Origin of the sequence: Flavobacterium sp., from assembly GCF_028689845.1 — a bacterium.
Taxonomy (GTDB): domain Bacteria; phylum Bacteroidota; class Bacteroidia; order Flavobacteriales; family Flavobacteriaceae; genus Flavobacterium.
Genome location: NZ_JAQVCH010000043.1, coordinates 1 through 16,828 on the forward strand (window position 1 = coordinate 1; position 16,828 = coordinate 16,828).

The following is a 16,828-nucleotide window of genomic DNA, read 5'->3' on the forward strand; positions in this document are numbered from 1 at the left end:
CTTTAATGAAATTCTCGGCTGTTTTTTTCTTCGGTGTTTTCATACTATTTCAAAGTTAAGGGTTTTGAAAACACTCTCTTAGTTTTTGTCTAAATCAGTACACTTTTTGCTGACGATTTACACTTTTTCAATACGCAGGTGCACAACAAAACAATGCTTATATAACAGATAGCCTAGACACCAAAAGTTTCAAATACTTGAGTGATGCAGTAAATTTAAATCAGAAAGACAGCATACGTACTCATGTTTATCTAGAAGCCTGGCTTCTAAAAGCGAAACTGCAAGCGGATCAACGACAGCTTGCCACTGTATATAAAATACTTATAAGCAAAAGTCCAAGACAATTTCGTTTAGCCTTCGCAGACAGCATGGTAGTGGCCGCACAAAAAACAAAGGATGATTTGTTAATGGGTAGCGCCTATTTAACAAAAGGCATTGTACACTACGACAGAAAAGAACTTAAAACAGCATTAGACTACTATCTTCGAGCAGACAACTATATTTCTAGGACCGATAATAGTGATGCTAAGTATATGGTCAAGTACTCCATTGCACTTACCAAATACCATATTGGTTTCTACGATGAAGCAATTGCACTTTTTACACAATGCATGAAATATTACAGCGAGGAAAATGACCGAGCTTATCTAAATACGATACATTCTCTTGGTATCTGCTACAATAAAATAGGTAATTTCGATAAGTGCTCATTGATGAATGCAACGGGACTAAAAGCGAGTGAGGATTTCGAAATCATTGAAATGATTCCATATTTTATCAACTCCGAAGGCATAAATCAGTTTTCGAAAGGAAAATATTACGAAGCAATTAAAATGCTTTTAAAATCAATGCCAACTATCAAAAGGAAAAAAGATTTTGCAAATGAAGCCACCACCTTGTTTTACGTAGGAAAATCATACTGGAAATTAGAACAGTATGATAAAGCAATCGGGTATTTTAAAGAAGTAGACCAAATTTTTCAAACCCATAATTACATGCGTGAAGACATTCGTGAAAGTTATGAATTCCTAATCGAACACTACAACAACAATAAGAATGAGCAGGCTGAATTAATATACGTAAAAAAATTGTTGAAAGTAAATCAGTTTTTAAATGACAACAAATATTATTTGGCAAACAAAGTTATAAAGGAATACGACAATACAAAACTAGCAGCGACCAAAACTGCAATTGAAAAATCACTAAGAAGAAAAAACAACACCAAGTTAATAATCATTGTATCAATGAGCATTATGGGTTTTATTATGTTGTACCGCTACACTATTTTTAGAAAAAAATACCGCAAAAAGTTTCAAGTACTAATGACGAAAGCTAAAAAACAACCAAATACAGATCCAGTAACAATGATGGAAGCACTTTCAGATATAAATCCAGAAGTCGTTGAAACAGTTATAAAAAACATGCAACGCTTCGAGCAAAAAAAAGAATTTCTGCAGAAAGACCTGACACAAGTCAAATTGGCGGCGTTATTGGATACCAATACAAGATACATCCCCAAAATCGTATGGCATGCAACAGGAAAAACCACAATAGACTATATGTGCGACCTTAAAATCGAGTATTTAATCGAACAATTAAAAACAGACAGTCGCGTGCGAAACTATACGCAAAAAGCGCTTGGTCAAGAAGTGGGTTTTGGTTCAACACAAAATTTTGCACGCGCTTTTAAATCTTATACAGGGATGACTTCTACCCTCTTTATTTCTGAATTAAAAAGGACATTGAAAGAAACATAATATTTTTTTTTCCAAGTTGGTTCAACTTGTGAACTAAATACAACCAATACCCGCAATTTTGCACCATAACCAATTAAAACAAACGTTATGGCAGTGCAAATCATTACCCAAGAAGATTTAACCGAATTCAGACTTACACTTCTACAAGACCTCAAGAATCTTTTAACAAAGAACAGCCAACCTGAAAAAAAATGGCTTAAATCCAAAGAGGTCAGAACACTACTTAACATCTCACCCGGAACACTACAAACACTTCGCATCAACGGAACATTGACCTACACTAAAGTAGGCGGAATTATCTACTACGACCAGCTAGACATTGATAAACTCCTCAGTAAAAACAAAGTGCACGCCATCCCCACACTTTTTAAATAAGAGTGCAAATTCCCATTAAACAAAAATCCAGAACGACCATAGTTCCTTAACACATGAGCAATGAAAACCAAAAATGCAACGGAAGTTGTGAAATCTGCGATTGCGCAAAACCGACCAAAATCCCAAACCTTAAACTTTTAAACTTTTAAACTTTTAAATACTTAAACTTTTAAACATTTAAACATTTAAACATTTAAACATTTAAACATTTAAACATCTAACCCATAACCCTTAACCCTAAACCCTTAACCCTAAAAAACATGAACTACATCAAACACCTTACCGGCTTCTTTGAAAAAGTAGTTGCAGACAAAGCACTTAATCCAACACACATAAGCTTGTATATTGCCTTATTTCAATTTTGGAACTGCAACCGGTTCAAAAATCCCATTAGCATAAGTAGAGACGAACTAATGCGCATCAGTAAAATCAGTTCCAAAGCAACCTACCATAAGTGCTTAAGAAATTTACATGAATTAGGTTACATAAACTACCAACCTTCCTTCAATCCCTTTAAGGGCAGCCATGTAATTATGTTCAGTTTTTCAGAAATGCTAAAACCGCAAACCAAAGCAGAGAGAACACCAATAGATGAACCTATTTTAAACACTAGTGATGAACAAGTAGTGAACAAGTCGGTAACCAACTCGCAGACAAGTACTGAACAAGCACTGGTATCTTATATAAACAATACAAACAATTCAAACAATCTAAAGAGTATAAAGGGCTTAAACAAAAGGCAGCACCCCCAAAATTTAAATAAAGAAGTTTTAGACTTTAAAGAAAGTAACATAGCAAACAAAGAAAAAAAGTGGCGCAAAAAAAAGAAAGAACTACAAGAAGAGGGGCCACCAGAAAACCCGAAACCAAGTCCGATTAAAAACCATTACATTTTGCCTGGACTTAACGCTACAGAAACCAACAAAACTTCAATTCCAACGATAGCAGAAGTTCAGGACTACTTCAAACAAGAGAGTTTTCCAGACCTAGAAGCCCAAAAATTTTTTAACTATTTCGCGAGCATCGGATGGCTGGTCGGAGGCAGAACGCCCATGCAAAACTGGAAAGCAGCAGCCCAAAATTGGATACTCAATGCAAATAAATTCACCAAAGAATCACACCCATTACCACAAAACACAAACAAACTAAACGCAACCACTGAAAAAAACTATGCAGAACCACTTTAGCCCACCTTGTCATACTGAACTTGTTTCAGTATCTCACACTTAGCGAACCTTGCGCCAATCATTGCGGACTTTGCGGTTAATTTTTAAAAGTAAAAATGGATAATAATCCTTATAACCTTTCCCTTGTCATACTGAACTTGTTTCAGTATCTCAAACTTAGCGAACCTTGCGACCCGAGACCAAAGGTCGAGTTGACGAAGTAAAATCATTGTGAACTTTGCGGTTAATCCGTAAAGCTACAATTGACAATAAAACCATCAAATATGGATTTAAATATAAAATCAAGTTACAACTACGAAGAAGTCACAACTTGGCTCGAAACCAAAGGGATTCAACTATACGGCACTAATTTCAAAATACTTGAAACGGATTATCCAATCATCCACAAATTAATCGCCTATTTCCTAAAAGACGAAGCCAGTTGTTGCCAATGGAATATTGATCTTTCGAAAGGCATTCTATTAGCAGGCCCAATTGGTAGCGGAAAAACATCATTGATGAACCTAATGAAACACCTCACACCCATAGAACACAAGTTCTATGTCAAAACGTGTCGAGAAGTTGGTTTTGAATTCATTCAAGAAGGATACCAAATCATACATAAGTACAGCATCGGAAAAATTTATCACGCAGAAGCCAGAACAATTTGTTTTGATGATTTAGGCATCGAAAACAACCTGAAATATTTCGGAAACGAATGCAACGTAATGGCAGAAATCCTTCTTTCGCGTTACGATATATTTATATCCAAACAGATTAAAACACATCTTACTACGAATCTCTCAGCATCTGAAATAGAAACCATCTATGGCAATCGCGTGCGTTCCAGACTCCGTTCTATGTGCAACCTCATCGCTTTCGATAAATCAACTCTAGACAAACGTTAGAACCACGTTCAACTTTAGACAATAACAACTTTAAACAACTTTAAAAATGAAACAAATCAACAACTTCTGGAACTGGTTCCAAGACAACGAACACCTGCTTAGTAATCGTAAAGACAAAGATGATGAAAAAGAGGAAAGCGCCTTATATTGGTTGGGAGAATTTTTAGGATACTATTGTCCAAACCTAATTTATTTAATAGTGCAAAACAAGAAAGGAAAAAAAAGCGCAGAGCTTATAATTTCCGCAGACAGCGACCCTGATTTTTACGGAGAGGTAATAAAACTTGTAGATGCAGCACCTGAAATTTCAGGATGGAAGATTACGGCTTTCATACAACCAAGTCCTCAATTATGGGGTGAGATAAATGAAAAGATAAAACCATTTATTTTTCCAGATATAATGTTAAATAGAGGAGAACTACTTTTTATTCCTTGGGACAATCACTTAAACGATAAAATGATTTTGAGAATTTATTGCAGGCAATTTACAATCGGATGCAAAAAAAAGCATTGGGAAAAAGCCCTGCACATCTATATTCAACACATATTAGGTGGAATAACTTATGGCAACCATATAGCATTTGTCGAAATAGCAAGAAAGTATAAAGAAACCGAGAACAGCATTTACTTGTACGATCTTCCATATTATATCGAAACCATAAATAATGAAAGAAGATACAATCCTAATTCTGGTAACAAATGATTGAAATTTTTTTAACCTATATTAAAAGTAAATATAACTTAAAAGTGAAAAAATGTACCTTTAAATCCTTCCCCTTTCAAGCGGCAGTAAATATACCTTTAGATTTTAATATGCAAATTACTGTACTGGAATTGTATGTATCATTAGTACAAATGGTGTAACTGTTGAAGATTCAACTATCTTTGTTATGACGTGCATTTAGAAAATTAATTTGTAATTAGAGTAGTATCTCTAAAAGGCACTAAACCGAAGTCCATTTATATAACAGCTTGAAAACTATTTTTTTCGAACAAAATACTTTTCCTTATTAAAAGAAAACTGCACAGAGTCCTTGAATATCTTTAAAACCTTTAGTCCTTCTCGTTCTTCTCCTAATTTAAGTTTAAAAAGTACACCATTATTTTTAATCATGATTAATTCTTTTCCTTGTCCGCTACCTGATTTAATGTAGCCATAATATTCTATAAATGGGACAGGTTTTTTTACCGTAGGTTCTTTTTTTAGAATAGGAGATCCTGTCTTTAATGGATACTTCACTTTTGAAACAGTTGGGTTATTAACCAAACGATTTAAGAAAGGATCTCTCTGAATTGTTTTCATTTCAAAAGTATCTTTAAAAGGCATTTTTGTGTCAGAATATGTAGGTGCACTCTTAGCTATCGTACCGATATCATTTGCTATAAAATAAGGTTTAGCAAATCTATAAGTAACAGATCCCCATAACCCGATTACAATAATCAGCAAAATAATATTTATTTTTTTTTTTGCCATCAGTCAATTGTAAACTTAAACGGATTACTATAATTACTTGTGTTTCCTGCTTTATCAATTGCTTTTATACGCCAATAATAGTCTCCTGAGGATTGAAATATTTGTTGAAATGAATTTGTTGGAGCATTTGATGTTTGAAAAACAGATGAAAAATTGGCGTCGTTCGAAAATTCAATCACATAAGCTATTGCAGATTGAATGACTCCTGTATCGGTGGGAATACTCCATGTAAATGTAATGGTTTGTGCGGTATTTTGAGACGAATTGTTTGAAGGAAATGTATTGACAGGTTGATTAGGATTAATCCGATCAATATAGAAATTTCTACTAGCAAATTGGGTAGCAGAAGGCAAGCTATTTAAAGCTTTGACTTTCCAAGTATATTCAGCATCATCAGAAAGCACAGTACTATTTAAAGAAATTGAATTGGTAGTTAAGCCCTCAGCTTGATGCACTACTACTTGACCGTTAGTAACATTAACTAATTCAAAATTATAGGTGTCTGCCACATTTATCGATTGCCAATTAAAAATAATTGAAGTTGCATTGTAGTAATTTACATTAGGACTTAATAAAATGACTTGTTGATTCGTAAGGTTATCCGATTCAATTACAGAAAAAGAAGAGGTAAAGGAATAGGAAGAAGTGTAGGCAAAATTTTCACCTCTTACCCTCCATTGAAAAGCACCAGGAACCATTTGAAAAGTAAATCTATTGGCACCAACTAAGGAATCAAGAATAATAGCTTGATTTTCTGAGAAAACTTGAATTCTATACTCTTTTGCTCCTTTTAGAGTTTGCCACTGAAAATTAACGACATTACTAATTATTTGTTCCTTATTAGAAGGAGAAACAAGCGTTATAAAGTCGTCTGTTATATCCTCCTCTAAAATATCCTCACAGCCATACGCTAACAAAATTAACGCCATCAATAGTATTCTATTTAGTGTTTTCATAATTTTGAAATATCATTTTTAAATGTAAAACTTCCGATTTATTATTTTTTTTATCAACATAAAATTTCATACTCACAATTTTTGAGTTTTCAAATTTTTTTTCAAAAGCATAGGACAAAGAGGCCAGTTGATTATAATTACCTAAAAGATCCAATTGATAGGTGTATATGTTATAATTTTCTTCAACAAATTCATGAATCGTTTTTAAGTCGTTAATTTGTACTGTACTGCCTTGCTCAGTAATAAACCCGACAATGCCTTGTTGTACTTTTTCTCTATTTACACCTTCTTTTCCTATTATTTTATCTAGCCTTCCTATTTCATATCGCAGCTTATCGAGATTTGTGGTTTTTGACTTCATCAGTAGCACCTTTTCCGATAAGGTCTTATACTCTTGATAAGACTCAATCAAAGAGCTATAAGACCTTCGATAGGCCGCAACAGACAGCATTACAAATAGAATCAATAAAACTTTCAACTTTATTTTAAAAGAGTAGTTTTCAAACATCTTTCAATACTATTTTAATCTCAAATTGAGAATTGTTCTTTTTATCTTTCTTAAAGGATAAAATTTCAAAATTATTAATCCAATCCAGCGCTCGCAAACTTTCCATCCAAGAATTAAATACCATTTCATTTCGTGTCTCACCAGACAGTAAAATAATTCCCGCTTCAAAACATACTTTTTCATTTACTTTGACCTCTTTTTTTAAGGGAAACACATCTAGTGCAGACAATTTAATGGCAGCGGGAGTGTTTTTTGAAATTTCGTAGGGATAAAAGGATAAAAAATGAGAAGAACTAAATCCAGTTTCTTTTAAAACTCTCTTCTTTTGTTCATGCTGTTTTTCCAATTTTTCATACAGTTGATAGGATTGATTGGAATAGACACTTTCGATATTCAGATTTGCATTTTCATTTGTGAAGTATTGAATTCCAAAATAGCTTAGTAACAAAGTAAGTAAAAAACCACACAACATAAAGATACCAAAAGTATTAAATGCTTTTTTATATAGAATCTCATCACTATTAATGTGTACGCTTTTGCTTTTAGATATAGAACGTTGTTGATAATAGAAATGAACTACAGCGGCATATAGAGGCAAATGAAAATTTGAAATCTGCGAAACTCCAAAGGTGTACGTCTTATTTTCATCCTCCTGTAATTTATTCACTTCTATTAATTCTTCATCTTCAAAATTCAGAAGAGAGCGATTAGACATTAATGTCCCCATTTGTAAAGAGTCATTCAATAATACTGCTATTGTTCCTCCAATATAAAAATCTACAATTTGATATCCTAATCCTTGAAATAGTGCAATAGTTTCTTCTACTACGTTTTTCCTTACAAAATTTAAAAACTGATAATTTGTATTGGTATAAGTAGTGTGATGTAAGGTAGTATAGTCTAAATTTTTAATCCAATTTAAGTCTATTTCATTTTTAAAATCTATTCTTTTATGCAAGACCCCTTTACCATCTATTATTAGAATTAAAGGCGTTTTAATATCAACCTCTTTTTGAAGTGATTCCAAACTTGGAAATGTTTTAACTTCTAATACAGACAGTCTGTCTTTATTCTTTTTCGTACTCAGAAAATAAAAAAAAGTTTCTTCTTCTTGACGAAAAACCTGAATAATATTTAAATTATTAAAAGGTATGATTTTATCTAAAATAGCTTTCATTTAATATATTACTGAAGGTTTAATAAACAAGTGAAGTTTCGAATTGCTTTTAGCTTTTTTCTTACTACTAAAAAACCAATTCAGAACAGGGATTCTTGAAATCAAAGGTACACCAGAGCCAGAATTTTCTTTTTGCAACTCATCCAGCCCTCCCAAAAGGACCATTTCATTGTTCTTTACCCGTACTAAAGATTCAAATTTCTGTGTCGCTTTTCCTGGTGGTGCTGTGGCACCAGCTCGTGCTAAAAAAGAACTTTTTTCCACCACTATATTCAACGTAACATTTTCATCTGTTGAAACATAAGGCCTTATTGATACACTCAAATTGGCATCCGTTGACTTCCAAGTTCCCGACTGCAAAATATTATTGGTTATACCATTATTAATTAATTGATTATTTTGTTCAAAATAGTAACTTGTTTCACCAATGGCTAATTTAGCTTCATGACCGCTAATGGTAGCAATTTTAGGAGTAGATTCAATTTTAATAATCGAATTATTTTCAAGCGCTTGTAAGTTAAGATAAAAAGCATCCGTTACTTTACCGAGCTTCATAAAACCAAGACCATTAAATGCATCAATTAAACTGTTTACTGATGATCCATTCAAATTAACATCAGCAGTAGGAAATAAAACCCCACTCGTCTGTGAAATATTATTTTTATCAATACCTGCTTTAATTCCTGTTTGTATATCATAGGATTTATTATATTGGACGATGATTACTTCAATCTGAACCATCGGTACTACTTTATCAATTTGTTTAATGTACAATCGCAGTTCATCCACGATGGTTTTAGCACCAGATACCACAAGTCCATTGAGTTCCACAAACTCCTTTATCTCCAATTTTTCAGAAAACACTCTAGGCAAAGAAACCAAAACGGCCTCAATAGATCTGTTTTCTAACTGTATTATCTCAGTGGCTCTTAAACCCTCTGTAATCTGTTCGCCAATTAAGTACAAATTGTCTTGCTTCTTGTAGGTATACTTTTTTCCTTTAAAAACATGAAGGAGGAGATCGTCAAATGATATATTATTAGCCCATAAAGACGTTTTCTCATTTTCAGGCTTGTTATACAGAAAATAATTTACATGCAGTTTTTCTGCTGCTTCAATTATTAATTCTGCAGCATCGGCGCCACTAGCTCTCACATTCAAAAATCCCGCTTCATTTAACTCTATTAAATATTCATTAGACAACCGGTCATTCTTTGCTGGCTTTCCTTTAGACTGATTTCGATCTGTATTTGCCGAGACGGGTTGCGTGTTTCGCTCTAAAAAATAAAATTCGTTTTCATCTTTAGTAACCATCAAGTTATTTGATTTTGACATCATCTCAATAACTTGGTCAAACGGCCTGTTTAAAATATAGGCAGATACTAGTTGTCCTTTAATATCGGGAGCTAAAATCAAATTCTTGCCCGATTTGTCAATAATAGCTTGAACCACATTGGGAAGAGAGTCATTCTCTAACTTTACCGATAAAAAATCATTTTGTTTGTTATAGGTAACGTCAATGATTTTGGTTTTTTTTTGAGGAAGCACCGTAATTTTTTCCTTTTTCTTGAAAATTATGATGTTACTTGAAAAAGCAACTTCTAAATCATACTTTAGCGTTAAAAATATAAATACATCCTTAACAGTTACATCAAAAAAATTATTGACTATTGGCTGGTTGAGTAAGGGATCTACACTTACGTTCAACTCATGCTCTTGAGCAATCGAGGTAATAAAATCATGTAATGTGAGTCCGGAAACATCTATTTTAATGACTTCATTGATTCCTTTCTTTTGCTGTGCTAGTTGCGTTAATTTCATTTCTAACTCATTGGTGTCTTGACTAAAACCCGTTGTGGTAAAAAGAAGTGCGACAAAAGCAAAAAGTACCTTTTTAAACATTAGTTATATGTGTATTAAAATTGAATAAATCTCTTCCAACGAAGTCTCTCCTTTGGCAAGGACGTCAAACGCTTTATCCGATAAGGACTGGTAATCCTTATTATCAATAAAAGATTCGTTTAGCGTATTATTTTTTATGGCATTTGCCGTTTTGAAGTCAATATTTAACACTTCATAAATTGCCGTTCTTCCCTTATATCCAGAATGATAACATTGATTGCAACCCACAGGTTTATAATGAGTACTAATTGCATAAGGAAATTGATACTGAAGTGGAAAATCATTTGGGTCACAATCAACCTCCACCTTGCATTCAGAACATAGTTTTCTTAAAAGGCGTTGTGCCACGGAAAGATTAAGGGTTTCTGCAATAAGATATGAAGGTATACCCATATCAATGAGTCTAGAAATAGTTCCAATTGCTGAATTCGTATGTATTGTTGACAAAACGAGGTGTCCCGTTAGTGAAGCTCTAATGGCCATCAAAGCCGTTTCGGGATCCCGAATCTCCCCTAACATTATTATGTCGGGATCTTGACGTAAAAATGATTTTAATGCAGTAGCAAAAGTAAGTCCAATATCTTCTTTCAACTGCACTTGGTTGATTCCTTTTAAAGTGTATTCAATTGGATCTTCAACGGTAACAATATTTCTTTTACTATCATTCAATAATTTCAATGTGCCATACAACGTAGTTGTTTTTCCTGAACCTGTAGGCCCACTAATCAATATAATTCCGTTTGGCTTTTTTATTGCTTCCATGTAAAACCTTAGTTCTTCTTCTTGAAAACCTAAAGCAGTCAAATCAATATTGGATGCATCCTGACCCAATAAACGCATTACAATTTTTTCTCCAAACAACGTAGGCAATATAGAAACCCTAATGTCAAAAAATTCATTGGTAATCCTACCGTCTTGAGGTAATCGCTTTTCGGTAATGTTGAGCTTGGCTTTAATTTTTACTTTATTAATCAACTCAAGGTACTGTTCTCGCTCCACCTTATAACGCTCAATTAACTGTCCGTCAATCCTGTATCTTATTCTCGCATTATTTTCATACACCTCAAAATGAATATCACTACTTTTCAAAGATCTGGCTTCATAAAGCAAATTATCTAAAAAATCAGTCTTATCAACGTTCAACGATTTAGTTGCTGCAACGGAGCGGTCTTTTCTATAATAAATAGACAAAGCTTTTTCAATAGCTACTGCAGAATACGATTCTAATTCAATTTTTTTGCCTAATAACAGGTCCAATTCGTCCTTAATATCCTGATTGTTATGCGATGCATCGACAAATAAAATGATGTTTTCATCATCCTGACTTTTGGGCAGGACTTTATAGTGATTGGCCATATCACTTGTAATGAGATGCAGATTTTCCGAGCTTATTACTATCTCTTGCATTTTTATCGTATTAAAGTAAAAGGTGAATCCGCTAAGAACAAATCCCAACTTATAAACAATAGCAAAAGTAAGGCTGAAAACCCAGCCAAAGGAACGGTGTCCTCTTTCATTCTTTTTTTGAATAGCTGCTGTAAAACAATGGAAAACAACATAGATAAAATAAAAAAAAGAATGTAATTATGAAGTATAAAAACAGCGGATATTGATATAAAATACAATACATCACCTAATCCAAAATAATGGGTGAATGGATTGAGAAAGGATTTGTTTTTTATACTCATATAAATAATTAAAAAGAAAAAAATCAGAAGAAAAAAAGCAATATTGTAAAAGAGAACTGTATAATCAAAACGCGATTCAATCGTTAAAAGGAACACAGTTGCTACAAAAAGAAGTACAGGTAGCAAAACATGGATGTGCCGGTGTTTCAAATCCTGAAAAATTAGGGATACCAAAGACAATAAAATCACAATATAAAGTACTATAGTCACTATTCTTTTATTACTTCAGTTAACATCTTTTTGTCATCAATTTCCCATGTATTGAAGGCACCATCACCATCCAAATCAGATACCGAAGTAGCTCTAGCCAAAAAAGAACTAGTAGAGGCTTCAATAATTTCAACCTTATATACAGCTTGTCCTCCCTCATCAACAGTCACTTCCTGATCGAAACCCAATTCCTCAATATTGGGTGAATATTTGGAAAACCGATAGAAATGACTCTTTTGCAACCCATATACTTGATTTAACATTGCTTGAGCCTCAATTGCTTTAGCTTGGCTAATGACAGACGTTTGATTGGGTAATACCATCAAAAGAATAATTCCTATTATGCAAAGAACAATTAATATTTCGGTCATTGAATAGGCTTTTGCCGTTAAGCTCTTAAATAATTTCCAATAGTTTTTACTGTTTTTTTTCATAATTATTATTTTAAACTACTAATTAACTAATTTTTTTAAAGTTTTTACCTACATCTTCTATAAAATAATTCTTATTTAGAATCAATTCTTTATGATCTTGCTTAAATCAAACATAGGAGCATACATGGAAATCATGATGACTCCTACAATAATGCCAATAAAAATGATAATCAAAGGCTCAAGCACTACGCCAATCATTTTAGTTTGATGACCTACATCTTCATTATATTGTTCGGTAAGTCTACCAAACATAGTATCTAACTCATTAATCTGTTCGGCCACTTCAACCATAGAAACCATTTTATTTTCATACACCGGATGTTCCTTCATACTCTCACTCAATGAAATACCCCTAGTCACATTTCCTTTAATGGCTTCAATAGATTTTTCTATAGGAAAAAAACCAATCATCTTGGACGTAAGTGAAAGCGAAGTAATCAAAGTGGTTTTCGAAGTAATTAACAAATGCATAGACTGGCAAAACCGAGAAAGGTATATTTTCCGAATTAAATTTCCGAAATAAGGAATTTTCAACACCAGCTTGGAAGTAATATTCCGATACCCTTCTTTTTCTTTCATAAAAAAATGAAACGCAAATAAACCAACTGATAGTAAGAGTAACACTAAAAATAGGGTTCCAGAATGGTTGGATATTTTTAATATAATTTGAGTACTCTTAGGCAACTCGCTGCCAAACTGCTTGAAAACAGAACTGAACATAGGTACCACTTTGTTCAACATAAAGTACAAAACAGATACCGTCACTAACATAACGATGGCAGGATAAGTCAATACCGAAATAATTTGCCTACGCATCTGAATCTTTCTGTTAAAAAATTTCTGTAACTCTGCCAATACTTCTTCTAACTTTCTTGTCTCTTCACCAATCTGGATGCTGTAATATTCATAGGGAGAAAAATGTCCGGAAGTCATCATTGCTTCGTAGATACTCTTTCCATGCACCACTTTTTCTTTGATTTCAAAAAGTAGTGTTTTCTCCAATTTTGAAGTAGATTGGTTGCCTAAAATTTCTAGTGCCTTTTTAAAATCAACACCGGACCTAAGCAACATTCCCAATTCTCTATAAAAAATTTCTTTTTTCTTATCTGAAAGTTTTTTCGAAAAATCGAGTGATTTAGTCGTTACTCTAAATTCAGTTTGAGTTATTTTCTCCTTCTTATACGTACTTAAATCTAAACTCATTTTAGGAGGGTTTTGAGGAGTTCATTTGCTTCTATCTTTTTAAAAAAACGAACACGTAAAGGCAATTTATTTACTTCAACGTCCATTTCAATTCTTTGAAAAACTATTTTTCTACTTTTTCTACCAATGGTATCTATTTTAAGATGCCGAACGGGAATTCTAAAAGTATCGATAAAATCCACTTTTTCTCGTAACAAATAATCTTCCTGTATTTTATAGACCACTTTATTTCCAGTATAATCATAAAATAAAAAACCATTGTCCTCTTCAATCAATTTCTCACTTTCAAAAATATCTTTATTAATGGAATACTTCAATCGATTCATATCGGCTATGTATTGATTTTGATTCTTAAAATCCAACATCCTTTCTGACATAATACTGAATATTATAAATACGATTCCCATCACAATGGCCATGACTACCATTCCAACCACAGCTTCCATAATAGAAAAGGCCGGTATTTGCTTAGAATCACTCATTAATTTGTATGTAATAAATGCTCGATTGATTATAAAGTAAGCTGTCCTTTGGCTTAATCATAACTTTCTTCAAATAAGCATTTAATTCTTCTTCTTCAATCGTTTGAACTTCCTCATTAATGGAATCTTCATGAACTTGCAGTAAAAAAAAAGTTTCATCTACTTTATTTTTTGAATTGTAAAATGGTGAAGAGGTTCGCATCGAAAAAACATTAGTATACACCAATAGCGCCACAAATAAACAGATTGAAATGAGACTCAATGCAATTACTGATTCCAAAATGGAATTGGCAGCACAATCAAAGCACTTTTTTTTGTATGGCATAGCGTGGTTGTATATTGGTGTTTTCGAGGAGGGGTACTGAAACAAAGTACTTGGGTCTTTTAGAACAGTCCACTTCGGCATTAATAATACAGTTGTTATGAATTCCAAAATCAGTTTTGTGAAAAAATCGATTGGTATATATAGAACCATAAACCTTCCCCCCTACCATCAATTTACCAGAACAGTATATATCACCAACTAATAAAGTATTCTCTTTCAATATAGTTTCATTTTCCTCTATTCTGGTGAGTTTGTTACCAAATTGAACAATCGCCCCATAAACCCTACAATTTTCACCTACTTTTATTTGGCTTTTTTCTAAACTACTGTTGTTAAGACATAAAACCGAAGGATACAACAATTGAACGCCTCGTTCCAAATTAATTTTTTTTGTAGAAAATACCTGAACATTTCCGCTAAAATCTTCTTGAAAACGAACAACGGGCGCTTTCAAAATAACATCCTCTAATACTGCTTTCGATCCTACTACAATAGAGTCTTTTGCGTTTAAAACAAAATTCCCCTTAATAACTACATTATTCAAAAAAGGTTCTAACAATTCAATTTCAATTGTCTCACTCAGAAAAGAATTAAAATAAACTGAATCATTCCTTTTGACCACATCCTTTAAACTTATCTTCTGGGTAAACGAATGATTAAAAAGAGTAGCAAATCTTGAATCAATCTTAGGCATAATTATATCCGACAAAGCAACGTCACCTGTACTAATTAGTTTACCAGCGGTGTTACTCAAGTATTCCTCTCGAATGTGCTTCGTGGGTAATTTTTTATTGCCAATGAGTTTCACTTGACCACCAAAAGAAAGGCCTTTACTGAAATTGGAGAGGTAAATAGCAAAATCTTCTGTTCCATATCTTCCAACGAAATGTGCTGAAGTAATAGTATCTGTATGTATAGAGCTCTGTACTAACAAAAGATCCAATAGTCCATGTGGTTTTATATGGATAGATGAACTAACTCCAGAAGGAGATTCCAAACTTTCGTTTATATCCGACAACGAATTTCCCAATGCAAAATTGACTGCAGATTGATTTTGAATATATAAATCTTCTCTAGTGTTGTAAAAAAGATTCAACTGGTTGTAGAGATTAGCATAATACAAAAGTGCCCCACACAAAATAGAGACGATTAGACAGATGTACACCGCGTATAAAAGACTGTTTGCTCTAAGCATTCGGTTTTTTCTCTTTTTTTGCAAACAACCTCTTAAAGAAATTTTCTTTTTTGGAATTATCCTTTTTTGTTGATTGGTTGTTTATTTTTTCTTGAAATTTATTCTCTTTTTTTAATTCTCGCGCTTTCTTACTTGCTTCTTTATTGTTTTTGCGTTCAAGTTGCTGTTCTTCCTTTAATTTAAGTTTTACCTCTTTTGCTGCTTTTTTCTCTTCTTTAGTGAGCTTCACTTTCTTAATATAGACAACTCCATTTTTATACAGTATGGTGTCTTTTTTAATAAAATTAATCCATCTTCCATTTTTATTTCCTTTTTTAAAAGACCCCTTTTCTACTAAAACTCCGTTCGTATTGTAACTAAAGAACGCACCGTGCTTTCGACCGTCTTGCCAATATTGTTTGGTATCCAGTAGACCATTTTTGTGCCAGGTTCTCCACGAACCCTCTTTTTGTCCATACGAAAATGATCCCTTTTCGGCCAGTTGATTGTCCAAATAGAATTTTTCAAACCCTGAATGTAAAAGTTCACCTGCACTCCCATTTTCTGTAGTATGAATCGCCCCCGCCTTAAACCAATAATAAATCCGTCCCTGTTGTATATTTGTTTTTTTGGATGAGGTAAAAAATTCATACCTAAAATTAACATCCGTAATTTTCTTTTTTTGAATTGGATCTTTAAAAGAAGACAACATTGCTGTTAGAAAAAGGACTACAAAAAGAGCAAAATACTTAACTTTCATTATTTAGCAATTATAATGTGCCGAAAATAACACAAATATTTTAATTATGTTTTCTTTAACAGATAAAATAAAAAAATTAACACTAAGCAAAGTTGCATATTTTTTTTATCTTTGAAATAGTTGAAATCAACATTGATGAGCATTTATTTTTATAGCTTTTTTTGACATACGTTCATACAAATAGTGACAATAGCAGTATAACGATTACTATCCTTTTGGTATGCTAGTGCCAAACCGCCACGGCTCAAACTCTGTCTACCGCTACGGTTTTAATGGGAAAGAAAAAGATGATGAAGTAAAAGGGACAGGAAATAGTTATGATTATGGTG

General features: G+C 33.0%; 18 protein-coding genes. 5 read left to right on the plus strand and 13 right to left on the minus strand.

What is annotated here, in order from left to right; translation table 11 throughout:
- The first annotated feature begins 197 nt into the window (after positions 1 to 197).
- The 5 genes from PHR76_RS12220 (at position 198) to PHR76_RS12240 (ending at position 4,909) form a co-directional block, all read left to right on the plus strand.
- Complete coding sequence (locus PHR76_RS12220) at positions 198 to 1,757, plus strand: AraC family transcriptional regulator (RefSeq protein ID WP_300063097.1); 1,560 nt, start codon at positions 198 to 200, stop codon at positions 1,755 to 1,757.
- 87 nt (positions 1,758 to 1,844) lie between these two features.
- Complete coding sequence (locus tag PHR76_RS12225) at positions 1,845 to 2,132, plus strand: helix-turn-helix domain-containing protein (protein ID WP_300063100.1); 288 nt, start codon at positions 1,845 to 1,847, stop codon at positions 2,130 to 2,132.
- 260 nt (positions 2,133 to 2,392) lie between these two features.
- Positions 2,393 to 3,319 carry a transcriptional regulator gene (locus PHR76_RS12230; protein ID WP_300063103.1) on the plus strand — a complete coding sequence of 309 codons (927 nt, stop codon included), beginning with the start codon at positions 2,393 to 2,395 and terminating at the stop codon, positions 3,317 to 3,319.
- Positions 3,320 to 3,582: 263 nt separating this feature from the next.
- A complete protein-coding gene (locus PHR76_RS12235; protein WP_300063106.1) occupies positions 3,583 to 4,206 on the plus strand; it encodes an ATPase in 624 nt (207 codons plus the stop codon).
- Positions 4,207 to 4,252: 46 nt separating this feature from the next.
- On the plus strand, positions 4,253 to 4,909 hold the full coding sequence (locus tag PHR76_RS12240; protein WP_300063111.1) for a hypothetical protein: 657 nt from the start codon (positions 4,253 to 4,255) through the stop codon (positions 4,907 to 4,909).
- A 276-nt stretch (positions 4,910 to 5,185) separates the two neighbouring features.
- On the opposite strand, the gene PHR76_RS12245 is transcribed toward PHR76_RS12240, so the two are convergent.
- The 13 genes from PHR76_RS12245 to PHR76_RS12305 all read right to left on the minus strand — a co-directional run bounded on the left by PHR76_RS12245 (position 5,186) and on the right by PHR76_RS12305 (position 16,499).
- Positions 5,186 to 5,680, minus strand: coding sequence for a hypothetical protein (locus tag PHR76_RS12245; RefSeq protein WP_300063114.1), 495 nt, complete (start codon positions 5,678 to 5,680; stop codon positions 5,186 to 5,188).
- Positions 5,680 to 6,636: a hypothetical protein gene (locus PHR76_RS12250; RefSeq protein ID WP_300063117.1), complete on the minus strand. Its 957-nt coding sequence runs from the start codon at positions 6,634 to 6,636 to the stop codon at positions 5,680 to 5,682. The genes PHR76_RS12245 and PHR76_RS12250 overlap by 1 nt, the downstream gene beginning before the upstream one ends.
- Positions 6,620 to 7,144, minus strand: a complete 525-nt coding sequence (locus tag PHR76_RS12255; protein ID WP_300063120.1) for a hypothetical protein — start codon at positions 7,142 to 7,144, stop codon at positions 6,620 to 6,622. The genes PHR76_RS12250 and PHR76_RS12255 overlap by 17 nt, the downstream gene beginning before the upstream one ends.
- Complete coding sequence (locus tag PHR76_RS12260; protein ID WP_300063123.1) at positions 7,137 to 8,321, minus strand: hypothetical protein; 1,185 nt, start codon at positions 8,319 to 8,321, stop codon at positions 7,137 to 7,139. Before PHR76_RS12260 ends, PHR76_RS12255 begins: the two co-directional genes overlap by 8 nt.
- Positions 8,322 to 10,223, minus strand: coding sequence for a type II and III secretion system protein (locus PHR76_RS12265; RefSeq protein WP_300063126.1), 1,902 nt, complete (start codon positions 10,221 to 10,223; stop codon positions 8,322 to 8,324). It abuts the gene before it with no gap.
- A 3-nt stretch (positions 10,224 to 10,226) separates the two neighbouring features.
- The gene (locus tag PHR76_RS12270; RefSeq protein ID WP_300063130.1) at positions 10,227 to 11,630 is read right to left on the minus strand and encodes a GspE/PulE family protein; all 1,404 of its coding nucleotides are present in this window, start codon (positions 11,628 to 11,630) and stop codon (positions 10,227 to 10,229) included.
- 2 nt (positions 11,631 to 11,632) lie between these two features.
- Entirely contained in the window at positions 11,633 to 11,911 is a 279-nt protein-coding gene (locus PHR76_RS12275) for a hypothetical protein (protein ID WP_300063133.1), read from the minus strand.
- 209 nt (positions 11,912 to 12,120) lie between these two features.
- Positions 12,121 to 12,555 (minus strand): type II secretion system protein, encoded by a 435-nt coding sequence (locus PHR76_RS12280; RefSeq protein ID WP_300063136.1) that lies wholly within the window; start codon positions 12,553 to 12,555, stop codon positions 12,121 to 12,123.
- Between the two features lie 81 nt (positions 12,556 to 12,636).
- The gene (locus PHR76_RS12285) at positions 12,637 to 13,758 is read right to left on the minus strand and encodes a type II secretion system F family protein (RefSeq protein ID WP_300063139.1); all 1,122 of its coding nucleotides are present in this window, start codon (positions 13,756 to 13,758) and stop codon (positions 12,637 to 12,639) included.
- Positions 13,755 to 14,240, minus strand: a complete 486-nt coding sequence (locus tag PHR76_RS12290; protein ID WP_300063170.1) for a hypothetical protein — start codon at positions 14,238 to 14,240, stop codon at positions 13,755 to 13,757. Before PHR76_RS12290 ends, PHR76_RS12285 begins: the two co-directional genes overlap by 4 nt.
- Entirely contained in the window at positions 14,233 to 14,475 is a 243-nt protein-coding gene (locus tag PHR76_RS12295) for a hypothetical protein (RefSeq protein ID WP_300063172.1), read from the minus strand. Before PHR76_RS12295 ends, PHR76_RS12290 begins: the two co-directional genes overlap by 8 nt.
- Positions 14,476 to 14,539: 64 nt before the next feature.
- Positions 14,540 to 15,760: a hypothetical protein gene (locus PHR76_RS12300; protein ID WP_300063174.1), complete on the minus strand. Its 1,221-nt coding sequence runs from the start codon at positions 15,758 to 15,760 to the stop codon at positions 14,540 to 14,542.
- Positions 15,753 to 16,499 (minus strand): hypothetical protein, encoded by a 747-nt coding sequence (locus PHR76_RS12305; RefSeq protein WP_300063176.1) that lies wholly within the window; start codon positions 16,497 to 16,499, stop codon positions 15,753 to 15,755. The genes PHR76_RS12300 and PHR76_RS12305 overlap by 8 nt, the downstream gene beginning before the upstream one ends.
- Positions 16,500 to 16,828 lie beyond the last annotated feature (329 nt).